Origin of the sequence: Dyadobacter fermentans DSM 18053, from assembly GCF_000023125.1 — a bacterium.
Classification (GTDB): Bacteria; Bacteroidota; Bacteroidia; order Cytophagales; family Spirosomataceae; genus Dyadobacter; species Dyadobacter fermentans.
This window is the reverse complement of the sequence record NC_013037.1, coordinates 3,370,116-3,394,721: the sequence shown is the minus strand read 5'-3', so window position 1 is coordinate 3,394,721 and position 24,606 is coordinate 3,370,116. Positions and strand designations below refer to the sequence as shown.

At 51.1% G+C, this 24,606-nt stretch carries 23 protein-coding genes; 6 read left to right on the top strand and 17 right to left on the bottom strand.

What is annotated here, in order from left to right; all coding sequences use genetic code 11:
• Positions 1–37 precede the first annotated feature (37 nt).
• From DFER_RS13575 to DFER_RS13560, 4 genes are all read right to left on the bottom strand, one after another.
• The gene (locus tag DFER_RS13575) at positions 38–1,285 is read right to left on the bottom strand and encodes a TolC family protein (RefSeq protein ID WP_015812210.1); all 1,248 of its coding nucleotides are present in this window, start codon (positions 1,283–1,285) and stop codon (positions 38–40) included.
• 116 nt (positions 1,286–1,401) lie between these two features.
• On the bottom strand, positions 1,402–2,769 hold the full coding sequence (locus tag DFER_RS13570) for a HAMP domain-containing sensor histidine kinase (protein WP_015812209.1): 1,368 nt from the start codon (positions 2,767–2,769) through the stop codon (positions 1,402–1,404).
• A 7-nt stretch (positions 2,770–2,776) separates the two neighbouring features.
• Positions 2,777–3,463 carry a response regulator transcription factor gene (locus DFER_RS13565; RefSeq protein ID WP_015812208.1) on the bottom strand — a complete coding sequence of 229 codons (687 nt, stop codon included), beginning with the start codon at positions 3,461–3,463 and terminating at the stop codon, positions 2,777–2,779.
• Positions 3,464–3,569: 106 nt separating this feature from the next.
• On the bottom strand, positions 3,570–4,607 hold the full coding sequence (locus DFER_RS13560; protein WP_015812207.1) for an App1 family protein phosphatidate phosphatase: 1,038 nt from the start codon (positions 4,605–4,607) through the stop codon (positions 3,570–3,572).
• A gap of 45 nt (positions 4,608–4,652) precedes the next feature.
• On the opposite strand from DFER_RS13560, the gene DFER_RS13555 reads away from it, so the two are divergent.
• From DFER_RS13555 to DFER_RS13545, 3 genes are all read left to right on the top strand, one after another.
• On the top strand, positions 4,653–5,555 hold the full coding sequence (locus tag DFER_RS13555; protein ID WP_015812206.1) for a diacylglycerol/lipid kinase family protein: 903 nt from the start codon (positions 4,653–4,655) through the stop codon (positions 5,553–5,555).
• Positions 5,556–5,842: 287 nt separating this feature from the next.
• The gene (locus tag DFER_RS13550; protein ID WP_015812205.1) at positions 5,843–6,991 is read left to right on the top strand and encodes an alpha/beta hydrolase family protein; all 1,149 of its coding nucleotides are present in this window, start codon (positions 5,843–5,845) and stop codon (positions 6,989–6,991) included.
• Positions 6,992–6,999: 8 nt separating this feature from the next.
• On the top strand, positions 7,000–8,334 hold the full coding sequence (locus DFER_RS13545) for a GntP family permease (RefSeq protein ID WP_015812204.1): 1,335 nt from the start codon (positions 7,000–7,002) through the stop codon (positions 8,332–8,334).
• Here DFER_RS13545 and DFER_RS13540 read toward each other — a convergent pair.
• The 3 genes from DFER_RS13540 to sucC all read right to left on the bottom strand — a co-directional run bounded on the left by DFER_RS13540 (position 8,326) and on the right by sucC (position 10,348).
• Entirely contained in the window at positions 8,326–8,655 is a 330-nt protein-coding gene (locus DFER_RS13540) for a nucleotidyltransferase domain-containing protein (RefSeq protein WP_015812203.1), read from the bottom strand. The two genes, DFER_RS13545 and DFER_RS13540, sit on opposite strands and share 9 nt — an antisense overlap.
• The gene (locus DFER_RS13535; protein WP_015812202.1) at positions 8,628–9,035 is read right to left on the bottom strand and encodes a HEPN domain-containing protein; all 408 of its coding nucleotides are present in this window, start codon (positions 9,033–9,035) and stop codon (positions 8,628–8,630) included. Before DFER_RS13535 ends, DFER_RS13540 begins: the two co-directional genes overlap by 28 nt.
• A gap of 89 nt (positions 9,036–9,124) precedes the next feature.
• Positions 9,125–10,348, bottom strand: coding sequence for an ADP-forming succinate--CoA ligase subunit beta (sucC, locus tag DFER_RS13530; protein WP_015812201.1), 1,224 nt, complete (start codon positions 10,346–10,348; stop codon positions 9,125–9,127).
• A gap of 85 nt (positions 10,349–10,433) precedes the next feature.
• Here sucC and DFER_RS13525 point away from each other — a divergent pair, with 85 nt between their 5' ends.
• Positions 10,434–11,105: an ABC transporter ATP-binding protein gene (locus DFER_RS13525; protein WP_015812200.1), complete on the top strand. Its 672-nt coding sequence runs from the start codon at positions 10,434–10,436 to the stop codon at positions 11,103–11,105.
• Between the two features lie 360 nt (positions 11,106–11,465).
• On the opposite strand, the gene groL is transcribed toward DFER_RS13525, so the two are convergent.
• Positions 11,466–13,097 carry a chaperonin GroEL gene (groL, locus tag DFER_RS13520; protein WP_015812199.1) on the bottom strand — a complete coding sequence of 544 codons (1,632 nt, stop codon included), beginning with the start codon at positions 13,095–13,097 and terminating at the stop codon, positions 11,466–11,468.
• A 57-nt stretch (positions 13,098–13,154) separates the two neighbouring features.
• Positions 13,155–13,451: a co-chaperone GroES gene (locus DFER_RS13515; protein ID WP_015812198.1), complete on the bottom strand. Its 297-nt coding sequence runs from the start codon at positions 13,449–13,451 to the stop codon at positions 13,155–13,157.
• A 226-nt stretch (positions 13,452–13,677) separates the two neighbouring features.
• Here DFER_RS13515 and DFER_RS13510 point away from each other — a divergent pair, with 226 nt between their 5' ends.
• On the top strand, positions 13,678–14,385 hold the full coding sequence (locus tag DFER_RS13510; RefSeq protein ID WP_015812197.1) for a hypothetical protein: 708 nt from the start codon (positions 13,678–13,680) through the stop codon (positions 14,383–14,385).
• 61 nt (positions 14,386–14,446) lie between these two features.
• Here the strand turns inward: DFER_RS13510 and secG are convergent, their stop codons facing one another.
• The 6 genes from secG to tamL form a co-directional block, all read right to left on the bottom strand.
• A complete protein-coding gene (gene secG, locus DFER_RS13505; RefSeq protein WP_015812196.1) occupies positions 14,447–14,854 on the bottom strand; it encodes a preprotein translocase subunit SecG in 408 nt (135 codons plus the stop codon).
• Between the two features lie 127 nt (positions 14,855–14,981).
• The gene (locus DFER_RS13500; protein WP_015812195.1) at positions 14,982–15,635 is read right to left on the bottom strand and encodes a DUF8458 domain-containing protein; all 654 of its coding nucleotides are present in this window, start codon (positions 15,633–15,635) and stop codon (positions 14,982–14,984) included.
• Between the two features lie 60 nt (positions 15,636–15,695).
• Positions 15,696–16,250 (bottom strand): LptE family protein, encoded by a 555-nt coding sequence (locus DFER_RS13495; protein WP_229206248.1) that lies wholly within the window; start codon positions 16,248–16,250, stop codon positions 15,696–15,698.
• Positions 16,240–17,535, bottom strand: coding sequence for a sigma-54 interaction domain-containing protein (locus tag DFER_RS13490; protein ID WP_015812193.1), 1,296 nt, complete (start codon positions 17,533–17,535; stop codon positions 16,240–16,242). The genes DFER_RS13495 and DFER_RS13490 overlap by 11 nt, the downstream gene beginning before the upstream one ends.
• A gap of 77 nt (positions 17,536–17,612) precedes the next feature.
• Positions 17,613–19,082, bottom strand: a complete 1,470-nt coding sequence (miaB, locus tag DFER_RS13485) for a tRNA (N6-isopentenyl adenosine(37)-C2)-methylthiotransferase MiaB (RefSeq protein WP_015812192.1) — start codon at positions 19,080–19,082, stop codon at positions 17,613–17,615.
• A 93-nt stretch (positions 19,083–19,175) separates the two neighbouring features.
• Positions 19,176–21,596, bottom strand: coding sequence for a translocation and assembly module lipoprotein TamL (gene tamL, locus DFER_RS13480; protein WP_015812191.1), 2,421 nt, complete (start codon positions 21,594–21,596; stop codon positions 19,176–19,178).
• Between the two features lie 32 nt (positions 21,597–21,628).
• Here tamL and DFER_RS13475 point away from each other — a divergent pair, with 32 nt between their 5' ends.
• Complete coding sequence (locus DFER_RS13475) at positions 21,629–22,390, top strand: TrmH family RNA methyltransferase (protein WP_015812190.1); 762 nt, start codon at positions 21,629–21,631, stop codon at positions 22,388–22,390.
• A 2-nt stretch (positions 22,391–22,392) separates the two neighbouring features.
• Here the strand turns inward: DFER_RS13475 and DFER_RS13470 are convergent, their stop codons facing one another.
• Positions 22,393–23,184 carry a queuosine precursor transporter gene (locus tag DFER_RS13470; RefSeq protein ID WP_015812189.1) on the bottom strand — a complete coding sequence of 264 codons (792 nt, stop codon included), beginning with the start codon at positions 23,182–23,184 and terminating at the stop codon, positions 22,393–22,395.
• A 42-nt stretch (positions 23,185–23,226) separates the two neighbouring features.
• Positions 23,227–24,471: a pyridoxal phosphate-dependent aminotransferase gene (locus DFER_RS13465; protein WP_015812188.1), complete on the bottom strand. Its 1,245-nt coding sequence runs from the start codon at positions 24,469–24,471 to the stop codon at positions 23,227–23,229.
• Between the last annotated feature and the right edge of the window lie 135 nt (positions 24,472–24,606).

The following is a 24,606-nucleotide window of genomic DNA, read 5'->3' as shown; positions in this document are numbered from 1 at the left end:
AATGGCTTAGCCGTGAATAAGTTGTGTTCAGTTTGGTTTAATTGAATAGTTCTTCGCCGACGACGTAATTCAGCTCCTCGTACACCTTAATGCGGTCGGCTTGGAGGCGGTTATACTCCTTGATACTCTCGTTGTAAGTCTCGATGAAGTCGATGAATTCGAGCAGCGTGATGTTCCGTTTCTGGAAATTGTCGTAAATGCCTTTGCTAAGCAGCTGAAACTGGTCGGTAAACTGGCTTTCGACGCTCTGGAAGGCTTTATCGGCAATGCCAACCTTCTGCACCGCCGCGTCGACCTCGTTATTTACCGCATTCAGCTTGGCATTTTCGGCCGTTCTATGGTAACTGATGCTGCTTTTGGCGGCGCGGATGTTGCCCTGGTTCCGGTTGAAGAACGGCAGGTCGATGGTCGCATTTACGCCGAAGTAGTTGTTTTGGTAGTTGCTAGCCTGATCGTACACGGCGCCTACCTGGATATCGGGTACTGCCAGGGCTTTTTGCAGGGTGTAGTTTAATTCCGCCTGCTTCGTCTCCGATTGCGCCACTTTCAGGTCGGCCCGGCTTTGCAGTGCTTTTTCTTTCAGCGCGGCGATGTTGTAGCGGTCGAGATGGTAGCGCTGGATTTCGGTGCTGTCAACGATCGATTGCACGGGCTGCTCGGTGCTCAGCAGCGTGCGGAGGTCGCGCTGGTTTTCCTGTAATTCGAAAAGGATATTAGCGCGCTCATTGGTGAGCTCGAATAGCAGCGCTTTCAGCCGCACAACCTCTTTGAGCGATATATTCTTGCGATTGTATTCCCTGTCGAATGCACTGACGGTCGTGGTGAGCGTCGCGATCTGGTTATCATACAATGCGATGGTCTGTTCGAGGTAATATGACTCGAAAAAGATCTGCCGCAGTTCGAATTTCAAGGTGCGGATCAGGTTGTAGAACTGATACTCGCTCCTACGCGTCGATTCGACGTCGAGCGCTACCTGCTTGTTACGTTTGCCCGCGCGGGTGATCAGCTGCTGGATCGTGAAAGCTTTTTGCCCATTCCTGCCGACATCGAATGCCCCGCGGGACGGATTGTAGGCGCTGATCTCGACGCCGAAAGTGGGGTTGTTCCAAAGCTTATCCTGGACCTCGATCGACTTCGCAATGTCGATCTGGTATTTTTCTGCCAGGATTTCGAGGTTGTGTTGTAAAAAAAGACTGTCGGCCTGCCGTATCGAAAGGCGCAGCGTGTCCTGTGCGTGTAGGGCCGTGGCTAGCAAAACGAAGAGCCCGGTGAAGTAGGTTCGCATAATTTCCGTGTTAGAATGATGCGATATTCCGACACCGGTATTACACCAGCCTTAAAAAAAGCTTAGAAAAAAATTAGAAAGCCCGGCGGGCTAGCAAGAGGCGGCTAACCGATGCCTCAAACGTGGTTCAGGACCACGCGGAATTCACTTCCCCGGCCGATTTCGCTCTGCACGGAAATGCTCCCGTGGTGCAGCTCCGTAATGCGCTGGCAAATGGAAAGCCCGATCCCGAACCCGGGCAGCTCGGTGGCGTTCGAAGACCGGAAAAACGGGTTGAAAATGTGCGGCAGATCATCTTTACTGATGCCTATGCCCTGGTCGCGGACTTTTACAACGCATTCCCGATCGTCCGATGAAATGAGAATGTGCGCACGATGGTCGGACGAATATTTGCACGCATTATCCAGCAGATTGGAAAACACCCTTTTGAGCAGCTCCTCATTGCCTTCCACGACAGTTTCGTTCTCGTTTTCGGGGATCGTCTCATAGTCGATCACGACGTTGTAATCGGGGTGGGAGGAGAGCAGTTCTTCTTTGGCAAGAAAAACCAGGTCCTCGATGTGTATCTGCGACATCTTCATGCTGCCGATATTCTCATACGAGCGCGCCAGGAAGAGCAGGTTATTGGTAATGCTGATAAGCCGTTCGGTATCCGAAAACAGGTTGGCGAACACCTCTTCGATCTCCGGGTTATTCTTATTGAACCGCTGGCCGAGCTGGATTTCCGATTTCAGTGCTGCAAGGGGCGTCCGGAGCTCGTGGGAAGCGTGGGAAACAAAGCTTTTTTGTTGTTCAAATGCCTTGTTGAGCCGGTAGAGTACGGTATTAAAATTGATGGCTAGCTGTGCAATTTCATCTTTCCGGTTGCCTTCATCCAGTTTCTGCGACAAGTTTTGGGCCGTAATCAGCGATACCTGCGCGTTGATGCGGCTAATGGGTTTCAAGGCATTTCCTGCAAAATAAATACCCAGCCCGACGGTAACCGCCATTCCCGCCAGCAATCCCCAGCCCAATGTACTGCGCAAATTCTGCAACTTGCTGTGCCCGAAAGTATCATAGGCTGAGGCCAGTACCACCAGCGGATCGTCCCCTTCCTGGTACAGCAGCCCGATCACCTCGTTCTCGCCCTGGTGAAACTCCATGTATTGCTTCTGGCGTACCTCATTCAGCAGCGATGCGTGGTAAGTGAGCAGCTTGTCGTCGACGCTGGAATAGATCAGCTCGTTCCGCGAATCGAAAATCAGCACCTTTTCATCAAGCATTTCCGACAGCGTGTTCTGGTCGATCGCTTTGAGCAAATCCTTATCGATCCCCTTCACCTTCACGAGCAGCCGGCAGGTCGTGCGGGCTCGGCCGCGGAGGCGGTCGTAAAATTCCTCCTGGCGGTAATGCTCCGAAACGCTGTAAATCGCAATGGAAAATACCAGCAGCACCCCCGCTACCAGCAGCGTAAATTGGAGGGCGATACGGTCTTTGATCTTCATGTGCAGCCTATTCTTCTTTCATAATGTAACCCATGCCCGGCCGGGTGTGGATGAGCTTCGTAGGGAAGTCTTTATCCACTTTTTTACGTAAATAATTGATATACACCTCCACTACATTGGTGCCTGGGTCGAAATTGAGGTGCCACACGTGCTCTGCGAGGTCCATTTTGGAAACCACGCGCCCGCGGTGGAGCAGGAAGTATTCCAGCAATGCAAATTCCTTGGCCGTGAGGTCGATCACCTGGCCGGCCCGGCGCACCTGTTTGGTTCCGAGGTTCATTTCGAGATCGGCAATGCGGAGGATTTTATCGGAAGTTTCGGGGTGCATTAGGTCAGAAACCCGCAATGCGGCATAGATTCTGGCCAGCAATTCCCTGAAATCGAATGGCTTAACAATGTAATCGTCGGCGCCGCTGTTCAATCCTTCCACTTTGTCCTCAATTTCCCCGAATGCTGTAAGCATTATGATCGGCAGCGACGGTTTGTAGACCCTGAGTTGCTGGCACACGTCGTAGCCTTTCATGCCGGGTAGGTTCACGTCCAGCAGTACCAGGTCGAATTTTTTTTCCAGGGCCATTTGCTTGCCGGTAATGCCGTCGTAGGCGATTTCGGCTTCAAAATTTTCGGCGGCCAGCCCGCGGAAAATGTTCTGGGCAATACGGCGGTCATCCTCAACGATAAGGATTTTTTTCATGGTTATTCCAAATAATGGGGACGGTCAAGTTACGAAAGTGCGGTTATTTGCCCAAACTGCTGCGGTCGGTGAGCCGTTGGAGCAACCAGCCGCACCGCAGGAAAGGTCATGAAATCGCTTTGCCCACAATTTCCTTCACCTCCGGTTCGGCTGGCGTCTGGAACACGATGCCGGTGTCGAGCGAATGGATGATCGCCTTGTTGCTATGCGCGAAATAGCAGGTGTCGATGCCCAGGTCCTGGATGTTTTTGAGCAATGCGGTCGCGTGCGGCTTGCTCCGCCGGCGCGTCTGGCGCATGTACACGGCACGGATGCTCTGGGGGAACGTCCGGCAGATTTCCTCGTAAATTTCCGGGTCTTTCTGAGAATCGTCGCCGAGTAAAATAAACTGCAATTCGGGATAGAAATTGATGATATTGTGGATTTTCCGCAACTTATGCTCGTGCGATCCGCTCCCGGTCATCACGAAATCATCAAGGCCCGACTTGATTTTTTTGAGTTTCAAAACAGCCTTCGGCAGCCCGTTCAGTTCGGCAAATCGGACGATCATGTCATAGAGGTTCCATTCGCTGCTCGACACGTAGAAGAAAATGTTGCTGTCCTTGTGCGGGTGCGTGCGGCTGGCGAACGAAAGCAGCTGATAGTGCTTCACCACGTCATCGAAAGGCTTGCGCGCCTGCACGTTTTTGGATAACAACACAAATAACTTCCTGAACGAACGACGGCTATGCGAAATCAGAAATGTATCGTCGATATCCGAAATGACGCCGTAGGAGCTTTTGTAGGGCAGAAAAAACTCTTCGGAGCTTTCGGCATGGTACTTTTTGCCGTGATGTTCGTCGTCTACTGTTACACGGTAGGTATGCCATCCGCTCGGCATATCGGCCGCGAGCGGGACCTGAAAACGAAAGTAACCATCGGTTTCTGCGGTTGTTTCGAAGGTTTGGTCGCCCAGGTGCAGCGTAATCTTCAAAAACGGAATGGTTTTAATTGAGAATAGCTCGATGATGGTCTTTGCATAGCGAAACCCGCGTCTGGTATATTTCCGGTCACCGGAGGGGTATTTTTTCACCACATGGCCAAACACGACAAGTTCCTTTTTATTGGCGTAGCCACGGTATAGTTTTAAGTCACAACGTTTCATAACTATCTTTATCCTCTACGACATCAGGTCCCTAATTTATCGAATATGTCTTCACAACCGAAAGTTTTGCTGGTAGTAAATCCCATTTCCGGGGACGTGAACAAGGATGTAATTTTTGAAAGGGTTATTGAAAAATCGGAATCCGAGGGCTGCGACCTGCGCATTTACAACACCACCGGCGAGGACGACCAGCAGACCATCCGCGAAATGGTTGAAAATATCAGGCCGGAGCGCGTGCTGGTAGCGGGCGGCGATGGCACGATCTCCATGGTAGCGCAGGCATTGCATGGCACCGAGGCGATACTTTGCATTATCCCGGCGGGATCGGCCAATGGCCTTTCGGTCGATTTCGGACTGTCGGGCTCCATCGACCAGGCGCTGGAAGTAGCATTCAATGGCGAAGTTTCCGCCATCGACGCGGTGTCGATCAATGGGGAAATCAGTCTGCATCTCGCAGACATCGGGTTAAATGCATTGCTGGTCAAAAACTACGAAGACAGCGACACCCGCGGCAAGCTCGGCTATGCACGGGAAATGCTGAGGACGCTGAGCGAACACGAGAACTTCGAAGTCAGGATCACCGCCGGCGACGAAGTGCTGGAAACCGAAGCGCTGATCGTGATCATCGCCAATGCCCAAAAATACGGCACGGGTGTAAGTATCAACCCGATTGGCGACATGTGCGACGGCTTTTTCGAGCTGGTAATTGCCAAAAAGCTCGATTTCATCGAAACCGCCAAAATTCTCGCCGGCAGCACCGATTTCAATCCCGAAATCATGAAAGTGATCTCAGTAGAAAAGGCAAAAATCGAATGCGTAGAAAAAGCAGCGCATTTCCAGATCGACGGGGAATATAAAGGGCTCGTAAAAGAGCTGGAAGCGGTGATATTACCCAGCTACGTTCGCATCGCCATTCCGGTAGGTCTGCGGGAGGCAAACGCGGAGTAGCATCGTTCCGCCCCGGCGGGGCGTCCCGTTTATAGGAACCCCGATCGTGTCATCCACGGTTTGGCCCGGAGGGGCCTCCTGTTTATAGCAAATCCGATTGCATTATCCACGGTTTGGCCCCGGAGGGGCCTCCTTTCGCAATGATGCAGGATACCCCGCTGGGGTGGAAAACTCGCATACGGTAACCTGTTTTACTACAAACAGGATGGCCCTTCGGGCCAATTATAAGGGTATTGTAACAGTAATCTCTGTAACTGCTTTGCTTTTCTGAAAAAACCGCAATTTCTATGAAAATCCGATATACCATACTCGCAGGCCTGCTGGGCCTCGCATCCACATCATTCGCCCAGCAAGCCGAACTTTGCCAAGGCGCACACTTTACAGAAGAACAGGGCAAAGCATTCCTCGATAGCCACGTCCCGGCATCCAAAGTGGAATGGGAAGCCCGTGCCGCGGAAATCCGCCAGCAGATCCGGAACGGAATGGATTTGCAAACATTACCCGAAAAGCCGGCTTCCAAACCAATTATCCATTCCAAAAAGGAAATGGACGGTTATACCATCGAGAATGTCGCATTCGAAAGCATGCCGGGCATTTACGTCACCGGCAATTTGTACCGGCCGACAAAGCAGCAGAAATCTTACGCCGCGATTCTTGCGCCGCACGGGCATGGCGAGAACCCGCACGGGCGCTTCCGCGAGCAGACGCAGAAGCGCTGCGCGACGCTCGCACGTATGGGCGCGATCGTGTTTGTGTGGGACATGGTAGGCCAGGGCGATGCCAAACAATGCGGGCACAAAATGGCCAAAGCATTGAAATTGCAGACGATCAACAGCATCCGCTCGCTGGATTTCCTGCTGTCCATCCCGGGCGTGGATCCGAAGCGCGTTGCCTGCACGGGCGAGTCGGGTGGGGGAACGCAGACGTTCCTGCTGGCCGCACTGGATAACCGCGTGAAGGTGTCGGTGCCGGTGGTGATGGTGTCTTCCTATTTCTTCGGTGGCTGCGTGTGCGAAAGCGGACTGCCGATCCATAAAAAAGGCAATTATCAAACCAATAATGTAGAAATAGCCGCATTAACCGCTCCCCGTCCGATGATCATGATTTCCGACGGCGGCGACTGGACCAAAAACACGCCGGAAGTGGAATATCCTTTCATGCAGAAGATTTACGCGCTTTATAATGCGAAGGACAACCTCGAAGCCGTCCATCTGGCCGACGAAAAGCACGATTACGGCCCGTCGAAGCGCAAGGCAATGTATGCATTCATGGCCAAGCATCTCGACCTCGACCTGAAAGCGGTCACCCGCGACGGGCAAATCGACGAAGAGCCGGCGAAAGTCCTGGAACAAAAAGACCTGGCCGTGTTCGACAACAGTCACCCGCGTCCAGCCAATGCGGTGATGGGCGACGAAGCGGTGCTTCAACTTTTATAGCGGCACCCATGATATTTGTGATCGTACTGGCCGCTATTGCCTTTATTGTCCTCAGTTCGACGGTTTTGAAAATGCATCCGCTGGTGGGGCTGCTGCTGGCGGCGCTCGGTGTCGGAGTATTCGCCGGTTTGCCGATTGATAAATTGGCTGAGACGATCGGTAAAGGTTTTGGCGAGTTAATGTCCAAGATTGGACTGATGGTCATTCTAGGCTGCGTTATCGGCGCGATACTGGACAAATCCGGTGCGGCGATCAAGGTAGCGGATGTGATCTTGAAGCTGTTCGGTGAGAAGCGGCCTGCACTTGCGATGTCGGTCATCGGCGGCATTGTAGGCATTCCGGTGTTCTGCGATTCAGGGTTTATTATTTTGCATAAACTAAACCAGATTGTCGCGAAACGTATCGGCAAGCCACTGGCTACCATTGCATTATCGCTATCCGGCGGCTTATTCGCTACCCATACATTGGTACCACCCACGCCGGGGCCACTGTCCGCTGCCGGTAACCTCGGCATTCCGGATTCCATTGGATTAGTAATCCTGATCGGGCTCATCGTTTCCATTCCCAGCCTTTTCCTGTCGACCTGGTTTGCGGGGAAATATGCGCATAACTTGCAGCTGGTGGACGACGCGGCCGTTGAGGAACCGAAAATGATTGACGAACACTTGCTGCCGCCGGCCTGGAAGGCGTTCATGCCCATTGTGCTGCCTATCCTGCTCATTACGCTGGCTTCTTTTGCCAAAATCCTGCATTTCCCGGAAGAACTGACGCGATGGTTAAACTTCCTGGGAAGTCCGCTGGTATCGTTCCTGCTGGCGATATTTTTCAGCTATTCCTTATTTCCTGCGAATGCTTCCCAGCGCATGATGGAATGTTTCAAAAGCGGCATTGAGCATTGCGGCACCACGCTTGTGCTCGTAGGCGCAGGAGGCGCATTCGGCGCGATTCTAAAAGAAACTACATTGAAAGATATGGTAAGCGAATGGCTGCTGCACAACGAAATGTCCGGTGCTTATCTGCTCGTGATCGCATTTCTGATCGCCATTTTTTTCAAAACAGCACAAGGATCAACGACTTCTGCGATGGTACTCACTACCAGCATTCTGGCACCATTGCTCGCCTCCCTCGGTTTTGTAACGCCGGTTCAAATAACGCTGGTCGTCATGGCCGTAGGAAGCGGTGCCATGATCGTCTCGCACACGAACGACGCCTGGTTCTGGGTCGTGTCGCAATTCACTGGCATCTCCGCCAAAGACACCTACCGCACGCACACCGTGCTCACGGGGTTGCAGGGTGTTGTGAGTTTTGGGGCTACGATGGTTTTGTATTGGATTTTAGGCTGATGGGCGGAGTTCGAATTCAATGCCGTTTTTCAGGATTTCCGCTGCAAATGGATTGCTGGTAGACATTAAGTCCTGCTTGGAAATAGGATGCGGTTCGATCCTGGAATCGAATTGGGAAGCCAGCATCATGAGTCTGACCTGCGTGTCAAAGCGCTCGCTATCATTTAATTTATCGATCACTAAGGCAATATCAATGTCGCTTTCGGGCCGGAAATCATTTCGCGCATAAGAACCAAAGAGGTAGGCGGCCACCAGGCCTGGCTGGTTTTTCGAAGCCGAAGCGACAAAACGCGCTATTGATTGATTAATTCCTTGATCCATAACCTGTTTTCTTTCAGCTTTTCAACCCATGCATTGGTAAAGTCCGGTGTGCAAGTCTTCTGGAAGCTCATTTTATAATCGTCATACCTCCCATTGATATTGAAGGCGGTAACTGACACTAGAAACAGTTTATTTTCTTCGGTCAGTTCCATATTGCTTTTTTCGGCAAGCCTTAACAAATTATGTGTAAAGGGCGGAAACGCATTGTTGACTTTTACAAACAACGCTTTCAGCAGCTTCTCAATCATCAAATGTCCGACAAACAGACTCCATGCATGTCGACGGCTGTTGAACATCACCAGCATGGTTTCAAAGTCCTCGTCCGAGCTTTGGACCCAATACGCCATCACTTTGTCTTTGTCGAAAGTAGCTTCGTCCATTTACAAAAATATAGATTTATTTATGTATTCGGCAAAAGCAAAAAAGGGTAGCCTGAACGGCTACCCTCTCGTTTATAGGCAATTGCTTCTTAAACGCCCAGCTCAGCCAAAACCTCTGAAACCTTCGCCGCAGCTTCTTTGAATTCGATCGCTGAATATACTTTCAGGCCGGATTCGTTGATGATGCGGGCGCCTTCTTCGGCGTTGGTGCCTTGCAGACGAACGATGATCGGCACTGGAATTTCGCCGATCGCTTTGTAAGCTTCTACCACACCCGCAGCAACACGGTCGCAGCGAACGATACCGCCGAAGATGTTGATCAGGATCGCTTTTACGTTCGGATCTTTCAGGATGATACGGAAACCTGCTTCTACCGTACGTGCGTTCGCGCCACCGCCTACGTCGAGGAAGTTGGCAGGCTCACCGCCCGACAGTTTGATCAAGTCCATGGTAGCCATCGCGAGACCGGCTCCATTTACCATACAACCCACGTTTCCGTCCAGTTTCACGTAGTTCAGGTTGTTGGCACCCGCTTCCACTTCCAAAGGATCTTCTTCGTTGGTGTCGCGCATTTCAGCCAGCTCAGGGTGACGGTACAATGCATTGTCGTCCAAATCCACCTTGGCATCAACGGCTAGGATTTTATTGTCGGATGTTTTCAAAACCGGGTTGATTTCGAACATCGACGAATCGCTTTCCGCGTAAGCTCTGTATAATGCAGAAATGAATTTCACCATTTCCTTGAACGCATCACCTTCCAGGCCCAGCGCGAATGCCACTTTACGTGCCTGGAACGGCTGCAATCCAACTTTCGGATCGATCCATTCTTTGATGATTTTCTCGGGAGTACGTTCTGCCACTTCTTCGATGTCCATACCGCCTTCGGTGCTGGCCATGATCACGTTGCAGTTTCTGCCGCGATCCAACAGGATCGACAGGTAATATTCTTTCGGCTCGCTTGGGCCTGGGTAGTATACGTCTTCTGCGATCAGGACTTTGTTTACTCGCTTGCCTTCTGCACCGGTTTGGTGCGTTACCAATACTTTGCCCAGGATGTTGTTGGAGATGGTCCTGACATCTTCAACCGACTTAGCCAATGCCACACCGCGCTGTTCGCTGCCGACGATGCGGCCTTTACCGCGGCCACCTGCGTGGATCTGGGATTTTACAACATACCACTTGGTGCCTGTCTGCTGGCTGAGCTCACGTGCAACCTCCACAGCTTTATCCGGAGTGTCGGCTACGAGGCCTTCCTGAATACGCACACCGTATTTTTTAAGAACGCTTTTGCCTTGATATTCGTGAATATTCATGAGTATAAAAGTAAATTGGTATTTTCACGGCAAATTAAGGAATTAATCAAAACGGGCGCGTTTTAGGCGCAATTATCTTTTCATTATGGAGCTACTTCGGGCGAGCGGGATCAGGCGTACTTACGGTTCATTGCAGGTATTGAAAGGCATTGATCTCGAAGTGAAAAAGGGGGAAGTAGTAGCCATCGTCGGGCCGTCGGGAGCGGGTAAAAGTACCTTTCTCCACATCCTCGGAACGCTCGACCGGCCGGAGCAGGGCGAAGTGTTCATCGACGGCATTAATGTCTTCACCCAAAAGGACAAAGACCTCGCGCGTTTCCGTAATGAAAAGATCGGCTTCATTTTCCAGTTCCATAACCTCCTGGCGGAATTCACCGCATTGGAAAACGTGTGTATGCCGGGTTATATCAACGGAAATGTGAATGAAAAGGACATCCAGGCTCGTGCCAAAGAACTGCTCGAACTGCTAGGGCTAGGCGGTCGGATGGATCATTTGCCATCGGAGCTTTCCGGCGGTGAGCAGCAACGCGTAGCCGTCGCCAGGGCATTGCTCAACAAACCTGCCATTGTATTAGCCGACGAACCCAGCGGCAATCTGGATTCGCATAATGCATTGGACTTGCATCAGTTATTCTTCAAGCTGCGCGACGAGACGGGGCAGACGTTCATCATTGTGACCCATAATGAAGAGCTGGCCGAAATGGCCGATCGTCGTTTGGTAATGCAGGACGGGTTGATGATTCAGCATTCGGTTTGACTCCGGTAGGAGTGGCTTGTTTATAGAAAATCGCATTACAGATGCAGCGGCGCTCCGCGAGGAGAATCCTGTTTATAGCAACGTTCCAATCGCGGGTTAACGCCGACTCCGGTAGGAGTCTCCTACGGAGACGATAACTGATTTGCTACGCGGCCATTCCTATAAACAGGAGGCCGCGCTGCGGCCTTGGCAATAAATTCGCCATCGTGCTCTACAAACAGGAGGCCACTCCGTGGCCGCGTTGACCAAAATCACAGATACTATTCTATAAACGGAAGGCCGCTCCGCGGCCAGACAAAAACGGGTTGCCAGTTTCCTGACAACCCGTTTTTTATATTTTCCGAAGAAACGGACGCTTGATTACATCATGCCGCCCATTCCGCCGCCGTGGCCGTGGCCACCTGCCGCAGGAGCTTCTTCTGGTTCGTCAGCGATTACGCATTCTGTTGTAAGCAACAGACCAGCGATAGATGCTGCGTTTTCGAGTGCCAGACGAGATACTTTCTTAGGATCGATGATACCAGCCTCAAGAAGGTCTTGGTAAGTGTTGTCTTTCGCGTTGTAACCGAAAGCACCTGAACCATCTTTCACTTTATTGATCACAACTGAAGGCTCGCCGCCGGCGTTAGACACGATCGTGCGCAATGGAGCTTCCAAAGCAGCACGGATGATGTTGATACCAGTTGTTTCGTCGTCGTTGTTACCTTTCAGGTCGTCGAGAGAAGCAGTTGCGCGGATGAATGCTACACCACCACCTGCAACGATACCTTCTTCAACCGCAGCGCGGGTTGCGTGAAGCGCATCGTCAACGCGGTCTTTTTTCTCTTTCATCTCAACCTCAGTAGCAGCACCGATGTAAAGGATAGCTACACCGCCGGACAATTTGGCAAGACGCTCCTGCAATTTTTCGCGATCGTAGTCAGATGTAGTGTTTTCGATCTGCGCTTTGATTTGATTTACACGTGCCTGAATGTCTTCAGATGCACCGCTACCGTTTACCAAAGTTGTGTTGTCTTTGTCGATAATCGCTTTTTCGCAAGTACCGAGGTAGTCCAAAGTAGCGTTTTCCAGTTTGAAACCACGCTCTTCGCTGATAACGGTACCGCCAGTGATGATCGCGATATCTTCCAGCATTGCTTTACGACGGTCACCGAAACCAGGAGCTTTAACAGCCGCTACTTTCAATGCACCGCGGATTTTGTTTACTACCAATGTAGCAAGCGCCTCTCCGTCAACGTCTTCTGCAAGGATCAGCAAAGGACGGCCGGTTTGCGCAACTGCTTCCAACACAGGAAGAAGCTCTTTCATAGAAGATACTTTCTTCTCAGAGATCAGGATGAATGGACGCTCCAGTTCAGCTTCCATTTTCTCAGTGTTGGTTACGAAGTATGGAGACAGGTAACCGCGGTCGAACTGCATACCTTCCACAGTTTTAACTTCTGTTTCAGTTCCGCGAGCCTCTTCAACGGTGATAACACCTTCTTTACCTACTTTTTCCATCGCTTCGGCGATCATGTTACCGATCTCCTCGTCATGGTTAGCAGAGATAGTTGCCACCTGCGCGATTTCTTTGGAAGTAGAGATATTCTTTTTCTGAGCTTCCAGATCCTTTGTGATCACTGAAACGGCTTTGTCGATACCGCGTTTCAGATCCATTGGGTTAGCACCAGCCGCTACGTTTTTTACACCGATCGAGTAGATCGCCTGTGCCAGAACGGTAGCAGTAGTAGTACCATCACCTGCCGAATCAGCAGTTTTGGAGGCCACTTCTTTCACCAGCTGAGCTCCCATGTTTTCGATAGGATCTTTCAGATCGATTTCTTTGGCAACAGTAACACCATCCTTTGTGATGCTTGGAGAACCGAATTTCTTGTCGATTACCACGTTACGGCCACGTGGGCCCAATGTAACCTTAACGGCGTCAGCCAGGGTGTCCACACCGCGTTTTACTTTATCGCGTGCTTCTGTGTCAAAAAATATTTTCTTAGACATAACTGTTAATAATTTGAAAAAACTTTAAGAGAAACTGTTGAATCTGAGTGTTTTAGATTATCCTACGATAGCGTAGATATCCGACTCGCGCATAATCAGGACGTCTTTTCCTTCGTATGCCAATTCAGTGCCTGAGTACTTACCGTACAATACGGTATCTCCAACTTTTACTGTAAGCGGCTCGTCTTTTTTACCGGGGCCTACCGCCAATACGGTTCCACGCTGCGGCTTTTCCTTTGCAGTATCAGGGATAATGATACCAAATGCTGTTTTTTCTTCGGCTGGGGCAGGTTCGATCAGAACGCGGTCAGCTAGCGGTTGTACATTCACTTGTATTTCTGCTAAAGTTGACATAAATATTAAACGTTTATTTTAATTGTCAGTAATGATTAGACTCCCATCCCGATAGCACAATCTGTGCCAGCGGCATTGCTCTGACATTTTTTCCGGCTAGTGTGACAAATTTGTATTCCGGCATGTCGTTATAGCATTATTATGTCATTTGCGTGTCAGAAATGCTGAATTCTTGCATTCAGAAACGGAATTCACTAAATTTTATGGACACCAAATTGAAAACCCTATGTCAGAACTCGATAAAAACTGGCTCACCGAAGGAATTTTTGATTTTGAGTACAAAAAATATGTGCTGATGGGCTACTTTCAGCACGTTCGTGACCAGTTCACACACAATCGCTTACACCCGTGTCTGCCAGAATTGAAGTCGCACCTCGACGCGTGTGTCAGCATCCAGACTAGTAAAAGCAAGATCCGGACGAGTTTACCCAAAACGCTGACAGGCATTGATGTGAAAACCTGGCAGCTGGAATACGAGGAAACGCACCAGGACGATTCCTACATGTCGGACCTGAACTACATTCTCGACTTCGCGATCCCGCGCTTTTCGAGGTCGATTGCGGAGGGTTCCGAACGCTTTTCGGAGGTAGAGGAGAATGTAAAAGTGTCGCCCGTCGGCATTGTGCCGCTGCGTTTGCAGGAAGGTTATCTGCTGTTTTTGCACAGATTTCAGCCGCTGGTGAGTGTCTTTCAATACCAGCTCGCGCTGTACAATGCGCTGAAAGAGCGCTATCTGAAAACGCAGTTCATCGAAACCGTGCGCATTGGCGTGGGTAACACGGTTTCCCAGATCAAAGTCGACCTGACGAAGCGGAACCGTGCCCTGCCTAATCCCGCAACTTATGTAGTAGAATCGAAATATGAATATCCCTTGCAGGAAACGCTGCTGCCCGTGGCCGAGCGGTTGATGCTGCGGGAAATCAATGTGGCATGAGCATAAAAAAAATCCTGCGATGTTCGCCGCAGGATTTTTTTATGTCAGGCGTATGCCCTTATTATTTCGTTGTATCGGCAGGTGTTGCAGTTCCGGCGGGAGTGGTTGTGCCCGCAGGAGCTTCGCCAGCAGCGGGTGCCGCACCTTCCGCAGCCGGTGCAGGAGCGATTTTGCCGCCTGGTACCACTGCATTTTGAGCTCTTTCCACGTTGATGCTGTTGATGCCTGCACCTGAATCAGAACCGCCAACCATCACATATGACGCGAGTGAAATGATAATCACCGCGCTAGCCAAGCCCCACGTGATCTGTTCGAGCAGGTCGGTGGTTTTTTTAACACCAAACATTTGGGTAGTTCCTGCGCCGCTAAACTCGCTTGAAAGCCCTCCTCCTTTTGAATTTTGGACCAAAACGACCAAAATCAACAATACTGCAACAATGGCAACCAGAATAATTAAACCCAAATACATGCTTTAATGAATTTTGAATGATTGAATGAGTGAATGATTGAATGTGTGAATGTGTGAATGTGTGAATGTGTGAATGAAATTACAATTCCTGACCTAATGACTCCTTGACTTTGAATTCCTGAACTTATTAAGCCCGTGCGTATAATTCGCTCAATTTTTTCGCAAAGTAATTCCTTTTTTCCGGTTTTTTCAAAATCAATTTTTGATAGACGTCTATCGCCTTTTCAATTTTGCCCTGGCGGATGAGGATCTTCGCAAATGCTTCGGTTTCAATGCCGCTGTCAGAGTTGCCGGCCAGGCGGCTGCTGAGGTCGATATTGAGGGGCTCCAGGTTGTTGTCCTGGCGGGCAATGCGCGGGTTCTTTTTCATAAAACCCTGAATGATCTGCTGCTGTCGGCGCTGCTCTTCCGTGCGCTGTAATTCGGCGGATGCCTGCTGCTCCACGGTGCTGATCAGGATGTCGTCGCTATCGAGCGGCTCGGGAGTTACCTGCGGTTCGAGAATGTCGTCCACGTCCACAGTGGCGTCGTAGCGCTCATTGTCGCTTTCTACCAGCTGCTGCAGTGCCACACGGCTCAGCGCGTATGCGGCCGCACGCGGGCGGGTTTCTTCCAGTTTTTCGGTACCGGCAAGGCTCGATGCCTTCGCGAGTATCGAGTAGGGGATCTGGCAATACGGAAATGCCTTGATCGTGGCTTCCAGCTGCGGGATCACATCTGCCGTGATCAGGGCCGGGTTTTTCACCAGCTGATCAAATGTTTCCTTATCGATGAGCGCCATATTCAGGGTTGTATTGAGTAATTCGGGTTGTAAAAATTGAAAGCTCGGGCAAGGCTTTTCCTACCAGTCGGCCGCGGATTTATTGAAAATCTGTTGCACGAGGTTTTCTCGGATGGTAGGTAAAAGGCGTGCTTCGTTCTGGTTAAGTGTCTGATCCTGAGGAAAGTCGGCGTAGTAGGTAAACGACTGATCAAAGTTTTTCGTCTCGTCTTTTGCATTGGTGTAACGCACTTGTACCGTCACGTTCAGGCGGTTCAAGCCGGCCTGGTCGTTTGCCGTCGGCGCGGCGGGCGTTACGTCGTAGCCGGTTATGGAGCCTTCGAGCACAAGGTCGCCGCCGCCGGGCTGGCTTACCAGGCTGGTATTTCTTTGAAAATACTCTTTCAGGTCTTCCGTAATGCGCTGCGGCAGGTCGGCTGGCCCGCCCGCTGTGCCCATGGTGAAGTTCAGCACGCTGAATGTCTTGATGTCCGGCGAAAGGTTGGTGCCTGTAAATGAGTACACCCCGCAGCCCGACATGAAAACCGGGCAAATCAGCAGCACCAGGGCCCACATTTTCCAACTGGCCTTCCGGCCGGATGCCGCAAGAAGCGCGGCATGAAATCTATTCTTCAATGTCGTATTGTTTAATCTTCCTGTATAACGTACGCTCGGAAATGCCCAATGCGTTGGCGGCATATTTTCGCTTGTTGTTGTTCTTGCGAAGTGCCTTGATGATCATTTCCTTCTCTTTATCTTCCAGCGAAAGCGATTCTTCTTCGGCCGTCACGTGCGTCACATCTTCTATTTCGTCGCGCTCGTCGGAATAGCGGTCCAGGTCCACTGTGCGCGAGGGAGGCGGCGAGAGCAGGCGGGCAGGTTCGAGCGTGGGCGTGGTGATTACCGGCTCGGCGTTGTTGAGCGAGCTGAACAGCTCCTGGTGGTCTTTCAGGATATCGCCGCCATATTTTTCATTTTCTAGCACATTCCTGACGAGCTTTTTCAACTCCGTCATGTCGCGCCGCATATCGAAAAGTACTTTATATAACAGCTCCCGCTCCGAAAACGAAGTCGCATTGTCGTCGCCCGAGCGCAGCGGCACCAATGCCTTCCGGCTCGATGGCTGCACGGGGTTGAGGTAATGGTTCAGCGTTTCGATGCTGATCGGCAGTTCCTTATCTGTTTCAAGAATGGTGATCTGTTCGGCGATGTTTTTGAGCTGGCGGATATTGCCTGGAAATGAATACTGGATCAAAAGATCGCGCGCTTCGGCATCCAGCCGCACGGGTTTGGTGCGGTAGCGCTCGGAGAAATCATTGGTGAACTTCCTGAAAAGCAGCAGAATGTCCTCGCCACGGTCGCGCAGGGGCGGCACGTAAATGGGGACCGTGTTCAACCGGTAATACAAGTCCTCACGAAACTTCCCATGGTTCACCGCGTCCAGCAGATTCACGTTCGTGGCCGCTACCACGCGGACATTTGTCTTTAAAACTTTGGACGAGCCCACTCGGATATATTCCCCGTTTTCCAGCACGCGCAGCAACCTCGCCTGTGTGCCGAGCGGCATTTCGCCTACCTCGTCGAGGAAGATCGTGCCGCTGTTAGTCGTTTCAAAATATCCTTTCCTCGCGTCGAGGGCGCCGGTGAATGCACCTTTTTCATGGCCAAACAGCTCCGAATCGATGGTTCCCTCGGGTATCGCGCCACAGTTGATGGCAATGAAGGGCCCGTGCTTGCGAGAACTGAGGCTGTGGATGATCTTGGAAAACGATTCTTTCCCGCTTCCGCTTTCACCGGTGATCAAAACCGTCAGGTCAGTGGCTGCGACCTGCACGGCGACGTTGATCGCGTGGTTCAGGCCCGACGAGTTGCCGATGATCCCGAAGCGGTTTTTTATGGCTTGTATTTCCGATGAATCCATGAAATATCTGAGGGCTTGCGGCTGAGCGAAAGCCTTAGTTAATTGTCAAAACGTTTCTTAAAGGCTCAATCAGGGCATTATCGCAATACCGGCTCGGGCTGTACCACGTGGCCCAGCAGCGTTACGGTGGTGCATTCGGTGATCAGTACGTCCACATACTGGCCCTTCTCAAAGTTTTCGCGCGGGAATACGACCTTCTTGTTCTGGTCATTGCGGCCGCTGAGGTCGTCGTCGGAACGTTTCGAGGTTCCTTCAATGAGCACGCGCTGAATGGTGCCTACCAACTGCTGGTTACGGGCGAGCGAAAGGCGCTGCTGCACCTCGATGATTTCCGCAAGCCTTCTCTTCTTGACGTCTTCGGGAATATCATCCTTGAATTTCTTCGCCGCAAGCGTACCCGGCCGTTCCGAGTAGGCGAACATGAATCCGAAGTCGAACTTCGCGTATTCCATCAGCGAGAGGGTATCGCGGTGCTCTTCCTCTGTTTCCGTGCAAAATCCGGCAATCATATCCTGCGAAATACCGCATTCGTCGCCCAGGATCCGGCGGATCGCGTCGATCCGTTCCATGTACCATTCGCGGGTGTAGGTGCGGTTCATGATTTCCAGCACGCGGGTATTGCCGCTTTGCGCGGGTAAGTGAATGTATTTGCAGATGTTGTCATACTTTTTCATGGTATACAACACCTCGTCGGTAATGTCTTTTGGGTGCGATGTGCTGAAACGGATGCGCAGCTCGGGGCTTACTTTGGCTACCATTTCGAGCAAATGGGCAAAGTTCACAATGGTTTCGCCTGTTAATCCACCTTCTGCGGTTGCCTCCGGTTTCCATTTGTAGCTGTCCACATTCTGTCCGAGCAGCGTCACTTCACGGTAGCCGTCGCGGAAAAGGTCTTCGGCCTCTTTGACGATCGAATAGGGGTCGCGGCTGCGCTCACGTCCGCGAGTGAAAGGCACCACGCAGAAGCTGCACATGTTATCGCAACCGCGCATGATCGAAATGAATGCGGTTACGCCATTGGAATTCAGTCGGATAGGGGAAATGTCGGCGTAGGTTTCTTCACGGGAAAGGAAAACATTCACGCCTTTCTGGCCGGTTTCGGCTTCGTCTACAAGCCTCGGTAAATCGCGGTAAGCGTCGGGGCCGGTCACGATATCGACCATTTTTTCTTCTTCCAGGAATTTGGTTTTGAGGCGCTCGGCCATGCAGCCCAGCACGCCGATCAGCATTCCCGGTTTATTTTTCTTAAGAAAATTGAGCTGTTTCAAGCGGTTCCGCACCTTTTGCTCCGCATTGTCACGGATCGCGCAGGTGTTCAGGAAGATGAGGTCGGCGTCATTCACGTCGGAAGTGGTTGCAAAACCGGCATCGCGCATGACGGAAGCCACGATTTCACTGTCCGAAAAATTCATCTGGCAACCGTAGCTTTCGATAAAAAGCCTTTTTTTTCCTGAAAGCGGTTCGTTTTCCGATACGCGCACGGTTTCACACGCTTCCTTGTCCGCCTCGGTCAATATTTTTAATGAATCTGCAATTCTATGCTCCATGAGAAGGAATTCTTAAACGCTCAAAACGCAAATATAGGAAAATTCGGATAAAAACTGACAAACTGTCATACATCCGACGCCGCCCGAATGCGCTCAGAACGGATACCCGACGCCCAGGTTGATATTCAGCGAATTGGCCTCAGTGCGTCTAAAAAGGTGCTTCAAGCGAAGTTCGTCGAGCACGAACCTTTGCAATGCCGGATCATACACTTTCACACCGAAGTCGAAGCGGAGAATGAAGAATGATAGGTCATAACGGATACCGAAACCGGTTCCTACGGCCATCTCGCTCAGGAGTTTTTCCGGCCTGAACTTCTGATCATCCGAAGTAGCATTGCCCAGCCGCCAGACATTACCGACATCCACAAACAACGCATAGTTAATATCACCGAAGAATTTGGCCAGAAACCCCCGCCATTCGAGGTTACCTTCGAGAAGGAGCTCTCCTGGCGACTCGATAGATAGGTTATTGTAAGTCACCGGTGGCGATGAGCCCGGCCCGAGCCGGCGTGGCAGCCAGGCGCGCAAGCTGTTTGATCCTCCGGCAAAGAAATACTTCTCGTAAGGCGGCACCCTGGTGCTATCGCCGTAGCTGTAAATAGCACCTGCATTCACGCGCGCCACAAAAGACGACCGCCTGCCCGTGGCCCAATAGCGCCGGTAGTCGGCATTCCAGCGAAAGTATTTATAAAATTGAAGATCACTACCGAACACATTGCGGATCAGCTCTTTTTGCCTGGGCAGTATATTCAGTGACGTACCGCCGGATTCGAGGGCAATGCGGAAGTAATGGGCGTTTTTGGGCGGCCCTACGAGTGAATTGGTATTGTAAACAAAACTGGCATTAAGATCGGATACGAACGATCGGTTAAAGCTGTAAATCAGGTTGTTGCCCTGATCTTTAAGTACCTGAAGAAGGGAGTCGAAGTCGGAGCGGAGGTAGGTGGTATTCAGGATGTTGAGGTCAACCAGCGATACATTAAAAAGTGTGGTAGGAGTGGGCTGCCATGAATAGTTGGTGTTGATTTTTACATTGGTACGGGTATACTCAGGTCTGTTGACATAGTTATACCCTAGGCTCAGCTGTGTGCGCGGGTTGTTGTTAGCCGTCTGCCGTTTAAATAAATTCTGCGGTGTGAGCAACCGCGGAAATGTAAGCGACGCACTCACACCGATTTCCTCACTCTTATAAATCTGCCGGTCACCTACAAAATTGGGCACCAGCTCAATGCCGCCCCGAATGTTGGTTTCGAAGTTTTCCATGCCATTGAACACATTGCGGATCTTGTAAGACAAGTTGGCGAATGGCCCCGGCGTGCCCTGTAACTGGATCACATTCAAGCCGAGGTCCGTGGAAATCTGGTACTTATCGAGCGGAATGGCTTTGAAGTAACTGTTGATTCCCTGGCCGGTGGAATCGAGCGTGTAACTGTAATTCACAAATCGGAACTGATCTGTGAGCGATAATTGCTGCTGCGTATCGCGTTCCTTTTTCTGGCTGTACCAGGTTTGGGGGCGAAGCTGCATTTTGGTATCCAGCACTTTTCGCGAGAATTTTTTATCCGAAAACACATATTGAATACCTGCGAACATGCTGGTGTCTTTCCGGAAAACTGAATCCGGTATCCCGGCCGGCGGGAGCACCTCAAAATTGACCGAATGGACGGAATAGCGCTTATTCGCGGGTGCCGGCATATCCACCCGCACCTTCACGTCCACCGACTTGAACAGGCTGTCGGTAAGCCTGTTGGTAATCGTATCGTTCACAACATAGCTGATATTCTGCCGCGAGAAGCCCATAAAGCCCTCATTCCGCAACAGGGTTTCAATGCGGATGCGCTCTTCTTCAAACGCGTCGCCGTCGTAGCGTTTCCGGATTTGCAATGCGGCATTTTTCGAGTCGGCTTTTATAAGGCTGTCGGCCAGCTCGTTGTTGATCTGGTAATGCAGGTTGCGGATCATCGTCGCCCGGTTTTCGGTGACGAGGTAATTGACCCGGATTCGCTTGAATATCGTGTCGGGATCAAATGCCACTTTTGCGTCGAAAAAGCCATTGTTATAAAGATACTTCTGCATTTTCTCGGCATTCTGCACCACGTCGGCACGGCTGTAATACACGGGCGCTTCGCCCAGCACGCGCATCCAGAAGTTGCCCTGCGTGGCCCGAACCTGTGCTTTTTCAAGCTTTTTCGCGTAGCGGCGCTGGATTCTTTCGAGCTTTCGGGGAGAATCTGCAAATTCCTGGGATTCTTTCTGATAATTTTGTGTCACCTCAATCACCTTGCGTTGTCGTTCCTCCCGGTTGTAAAACAGCTCTCCGAAACGGTAGAGGCCCACATACGGGAAGATCGGGAAACCAAGCAGGCGGCGGTTGGGCCGCTGCGGAATCAATGCGTCCAGCTCCGAATCGGGGACGATGCGATTTCCCTTGATGGAGGAATTGCCGAGCAGAAAGCCTTTCGAGGTAGGTTTGGGGGCGCAGGAAAATAATCCCGTGAGAACCAGGAAAATCAACCAGCCATATATAATCCTACAATTAATATTCAATGTTGTCAAAAAATCGTATCAAGTATATCAACTCACTCAAAATCAAGAAGTACCGGCAGCTGCACGGGGCATTTATGGTGGAAGGCGCCAAAAGTGTGCTGGAATTGCTTGACTCTGATTTTGAAATCGAGTTTGTACTGGTAACACCGGAATTTCAGCAAAAATACTCAAGTATTTTAACCCGCCATAACGTGTCCGTCGAAACGGTTACTGCGCAGGAGCTGGAAGGGCTGGGATCTTTCCAGACCAACGATTCGTCTTTGGCTGTGGCTAAAACGAAGGAGAATGCGTTTTTGTCTCCGGCTGCGAAGGAATATATACTGATGCTGGACGACGTCCGCGACCCGGGAAACCTGGGCACGATCATCCGCATCGCCGACTGGTACGGCATCACCAAAATCGTCTGTTCCCGCGATACGACCGACATTTACAATCCGAAAGTAATCGCCGCCGCCAAAGGCTCTTTCACCCGCGTAAACCTCTATTACACCGATTTGATCCAATATTTTGAAGAAATAAAAGACACGGGCCGCCAGGTAATCGGCGCATTTCTCGGAGGCGATTCGCTATATGAATTTGAGTACCCGGCCGATGGCGGAATCATCATCATGGGCAACGAATCCAATGGGATTAGCGAGCAGGTTGAGCAATTTGTGACCAACAAAATCATGATCCCGCGCTTCGGAGCGGCGGAATCGCTGAATGTCGGCATTGCGACGGCCGTAATGCTCGATAATATGCGCAGGCAGGTGCCGCTCTGAGGCTACGATTCGTGCGCGGCTTGATGCGAAAGTTCTTCGGCGTAGTCTTTGCCGAGATAATTGTCGATGAAATAGTGCGCTACATACAGCAGCGGCGTCAGCAGAATCGCCACCACGCCCTTGTAGAGGTAATTGATGGTCCCTACCGAGAAAACCAGTTTCAAATCCCAGTTGCCGAAAACGTAGAATGCAATGCCGATCACGACGAAACTGTCGACAAGCTGCGAGAACATCGTCGAACCCGTTGCGCGGAGCCAGATGTAGCGGCCGCCGGTTTTTTTGCGAAGCCATGAAAAAACAAGGATGTCGAGCAATTGGCCCAGCAGGAACGCGGTGATCGAGCCGATCATGATGCCTAATCCCTGGTTGAAAATTTTCGAGAAGGCGTCGTTGATGTTGAATTTATTGCCTTGCGCGTCGGTATTGTTCAGGTCCAGCCAGAATTGCGCGGGGGGAAGCTGCGTGGCGACGTAAATGATCACGAACGTGTACACGATCAGCGCGGAAGTAAGGTAGGATATCCTTTTTACGCCCTTGCGACCGAAATACTCGTTGATAATGTCGGAAGTGATAAACACGATGGGCCAGCTGATTACGCCCGCCGTCATGTTGAAATCCAGCTTCTGGCCGCCGATCGGCAGCTGCGCCGGGGCAATGCCCAAAAGTGTCTCCACTGAAAATATTTTGCCGCCGATGATTTCCGCAATGAGCGCGTTGGTGAGAAAGATACCGCAAAGGAGAAGGAACAGCCGCTGGCGTTTGGCCTCCTGAATGGTTCTGTCGGGTTGGATCATCGGGCGAAAAGTACTTTCAGTGGAGGTTTAGGTTAATTTTTGTTACGCAATCATATCTTCAACGGTGCGCGTGGACATGATGCGTCGGTTGGTCAGGAAAAATTCCAGCTTGTCCATTGCCTGGTTCAACTCGTCGATCGTCGGCAGGAACACAATGCGGAAATGCGGGTCCAGATGGTAATTGAAGCCCGTTCCCGCCACAACGAGCACTTTCTGGTCGGAAAGCAGCTCGTACACAAACTGATCGTCAGCTTTAAAACCGAATTTTTTCAGGTCGATTTTTGGGAAAACATACAGGGAGCCCTTCGGTTTCACGCAGGTGATGCCTGGAATGGACGTCAGCCTGTCATAAACGAGATTCATTTGCTTGTACAACCGGCCGGCGGGCACCACGTGTTCTTTAATGCTTTGATAACCGCCCAATGCCGTCTGGATCGCGTATTGCGTAGGCACGTTCGCGCAAAGGCGCATGCTCGCGAGCAGCAGCAGGCCTTCGGCATAGGATTTGGCCTTCTGTTTAGCGCCGCTGAGGATCATCCACCCGCCGCGGAAGCCCGCCGACCGGTAGTTTTTCGACAATCCGCCGTAGGAAATGCATAATGTATCGTTCACAAACGAGCCCATTGGATGGTGAACGGCCCCGTCATAAAGTATCTTGTCGTAAATCTCGTCGGAGAAGATGATCAACCCGTGCTCTTCCGCAATGCGTGCAATGCGGGCGAGGACTTCCTTGTCGTAAACGGCGCCTGTCGGGTTGTTTGGATTAATGATTACAATCCCCTTGGTGCGCGAAGTGATTTTCTTTTCCAGATCGTCCAGATCGGGGTTCCAATCGGCTTGTTCGTCGCAAATATAATGTACCGGTGTGCCGCCGCTGAGTGAGATAGCCGCGGTCCAGAGCGGGTAGTCGGGCGAGGGTACCAGTATTTCGTCGCCGGGGTTGAGCAATGCTTGCATCGAGAGCAGGATCAGCTCGCTTACGCCGTTTCCGATGAAAATGTCGTTGATTTCAACATCTTGAATACCAATGGTTTGCGTGTAGTGCATGATTGCCTTACGCGCCGCGAACAATCCACGTGAATCCGAGTAGCCTTGCGCATTGCGGATGTTCATGATAATGTCGTGGACGATCTCGTCGGGCGAATCGAAACCGAACGGTGCGGGGTTACCGATGTTCAGGTTATGGATTTTGTAGCCCTGGCTTTCAAGCTCTAACGCTTTCTGGTAGGTAGCCCCGCGGATCTCGTATTTCAGATGATTCAGGCGGTCGCTTTTTAGAAATTCCATTTTTTCAAGAGTTGGATAACCCTCAAAGTTAAAGAAAATCAAACGATGCAATGCTACAAAGGCATTGTTTTGAATGCTTTGACTGGATTTTTGGTGAAAAAAGTTCAGCCACGCAAATCGCATGGCTGAAAATAA

Excerpts from the sequence above, each read along its gene's own strand:
- DFER_RS13565 (WP_015812208.1), bottom strand. The coding sequence starts at position 3,463 with ATGAAAAAAATCCTTATCGTTGAGGATGACCGCCGTATTGCCCAGAAC.
- DFER_RS13500 (WP_015812195.1), bottom strand. The coding sequence starts at position 15,635 with ATGGCGCTCATCGATAAGGAAACATTTGATCAGCTGGTGAAAAACCCG.
- DFER_RS13475 (WP_015812190.1), top strand. The coding sequence starts at position 21,629 with ATGTTGTCAAAAAATCGTATCAAGTATATCAACTCACTCAAAATCAAG.
- DFER_RS13575 (WP_015812210.1), bottom strand. The coding sequence starts at position 1,285 with ATGCGAACCTACTTCACCGGGCTCTTCGTTTTGCTAGCCACGGCCCTA.
- groL (WP_015812199.1), bottom strand. The coding sequence starts at position 13,097 with ATGTCTAAGAAAATATTTTTTGACACAGAAGCACGCGATAAAGTAAAA.
- sucC (WP_015812201.1), bottom strand. The coding sequence starts at position 10,348 with ATGAATATTCACGAATATCAAGGCAAAAGCGTTCTTAAAAAATACGGT.
- DFER_RS13515 (WP_015812198.1), bottom strand. The coding sequence starts at position 13,451 with ATGTCAACTTTAGCAGAAATACAAGTGAATGTACAACCGCTAGCTGAC.
- DFER_RS13470 (WP_015812189.1), bottom strand. The coding sequence starts at position 23,184 with ATGATCCAACCCGACAGAACCATTCAGGAGGCCAAACGCCAGCGGCTG.
- DFER_RS13545 (WP_015812204.1), top strand. The coding sequence starts at position 7,000 with ATGATATTTGTGATCGTACTGGCCGCTATTGCCTTTATTGTCCTCAGT.
- secG (WP_015812196.1), bottom strand. The coding sequence starts at position 14,854 with ATGTATTTGGGTTTAATTATTCTGGTTGCCATTGTTGCAGTATTGTTG.
- DFER_RS13555 (WP_015812206.1), top strand. The coding sequence starts at position 4,653 with ATGTCTTCACAACCGAAAGTTTTGCTGGTAGTAAATCCCATTTCCGGG.
- DFER_RS13535 (WP_015812202.1), bottom strand. The coding sequence starts at position 9,035 with ATGGACGAAGCTACTTTCGACAAAGACAAAGTGATGGCGTATTGGGTC.
- DFER_RS13540 (WP_015812203.1), bottom strand. The coding sequence starts at position 8,655 with ATGGATCAAGGAATTAATCAATCAATAGCGCGTTTTGTCGCTTCGGCT.
- DFER_RS13560 (WP_015812207.1), bottom strand. The coding sequence starts at position 4,607 with ATGAAACGTTGTGACTTAAAACTATACCGTGGCTACGCCAATAAAAAG.
- DFER_RS13525 (WP_015812200.1), top strand. The coding sequence starts at position 10,434 with ATGGAGCTACTTCGGGCGAGCGGGATCAGGCGTACTTACGGTTCATTG.
- DFER_RS13465 (WP_015812188.1), bottom strand. The coding sequence starts at position 24,471 with ATGGAATTTCTAAAAAGCGACCGCCTGAATCATCTGAAATACGAGATC.
- miaB (WP_015812192.1), bottom strand. The coding sequence starts at position 19,082 with ATGGAGCATAGAATTGCAGATTCATTAAAAATATTGACCGAGGCGGAC.
- DFER_RS13570 (WP_015812209.1), bottom strand. The coding sequence starts at position 2,769 with ATGAAGATCAAAGACCGTATCGCCCTCCAATTTACGCTGCTGGTAGCG.
- DFER_RS13490 (WP_015812193.1), bottom strand. The coding sequence starts at position 17,535 with ATGGATTCATCGGAAATACAAGCCATAAAAAACCGCTTCGGGATCATC.
- DFER_RS13550 (WP_015812205.1), top strand. The coding sequence starts at position 5,843 with ATGAAAATCCGATATACCATACTCGCAGGCCTGCTGGGCCTCGCATCC.
- DFER_RS13510 (WP_015812197.1), top strand. The coding sequence starts at position 13,678 with ATGTCAGAACTCGATAAAAACTGGCTCACCGAAGGAATTTTTGATTTT.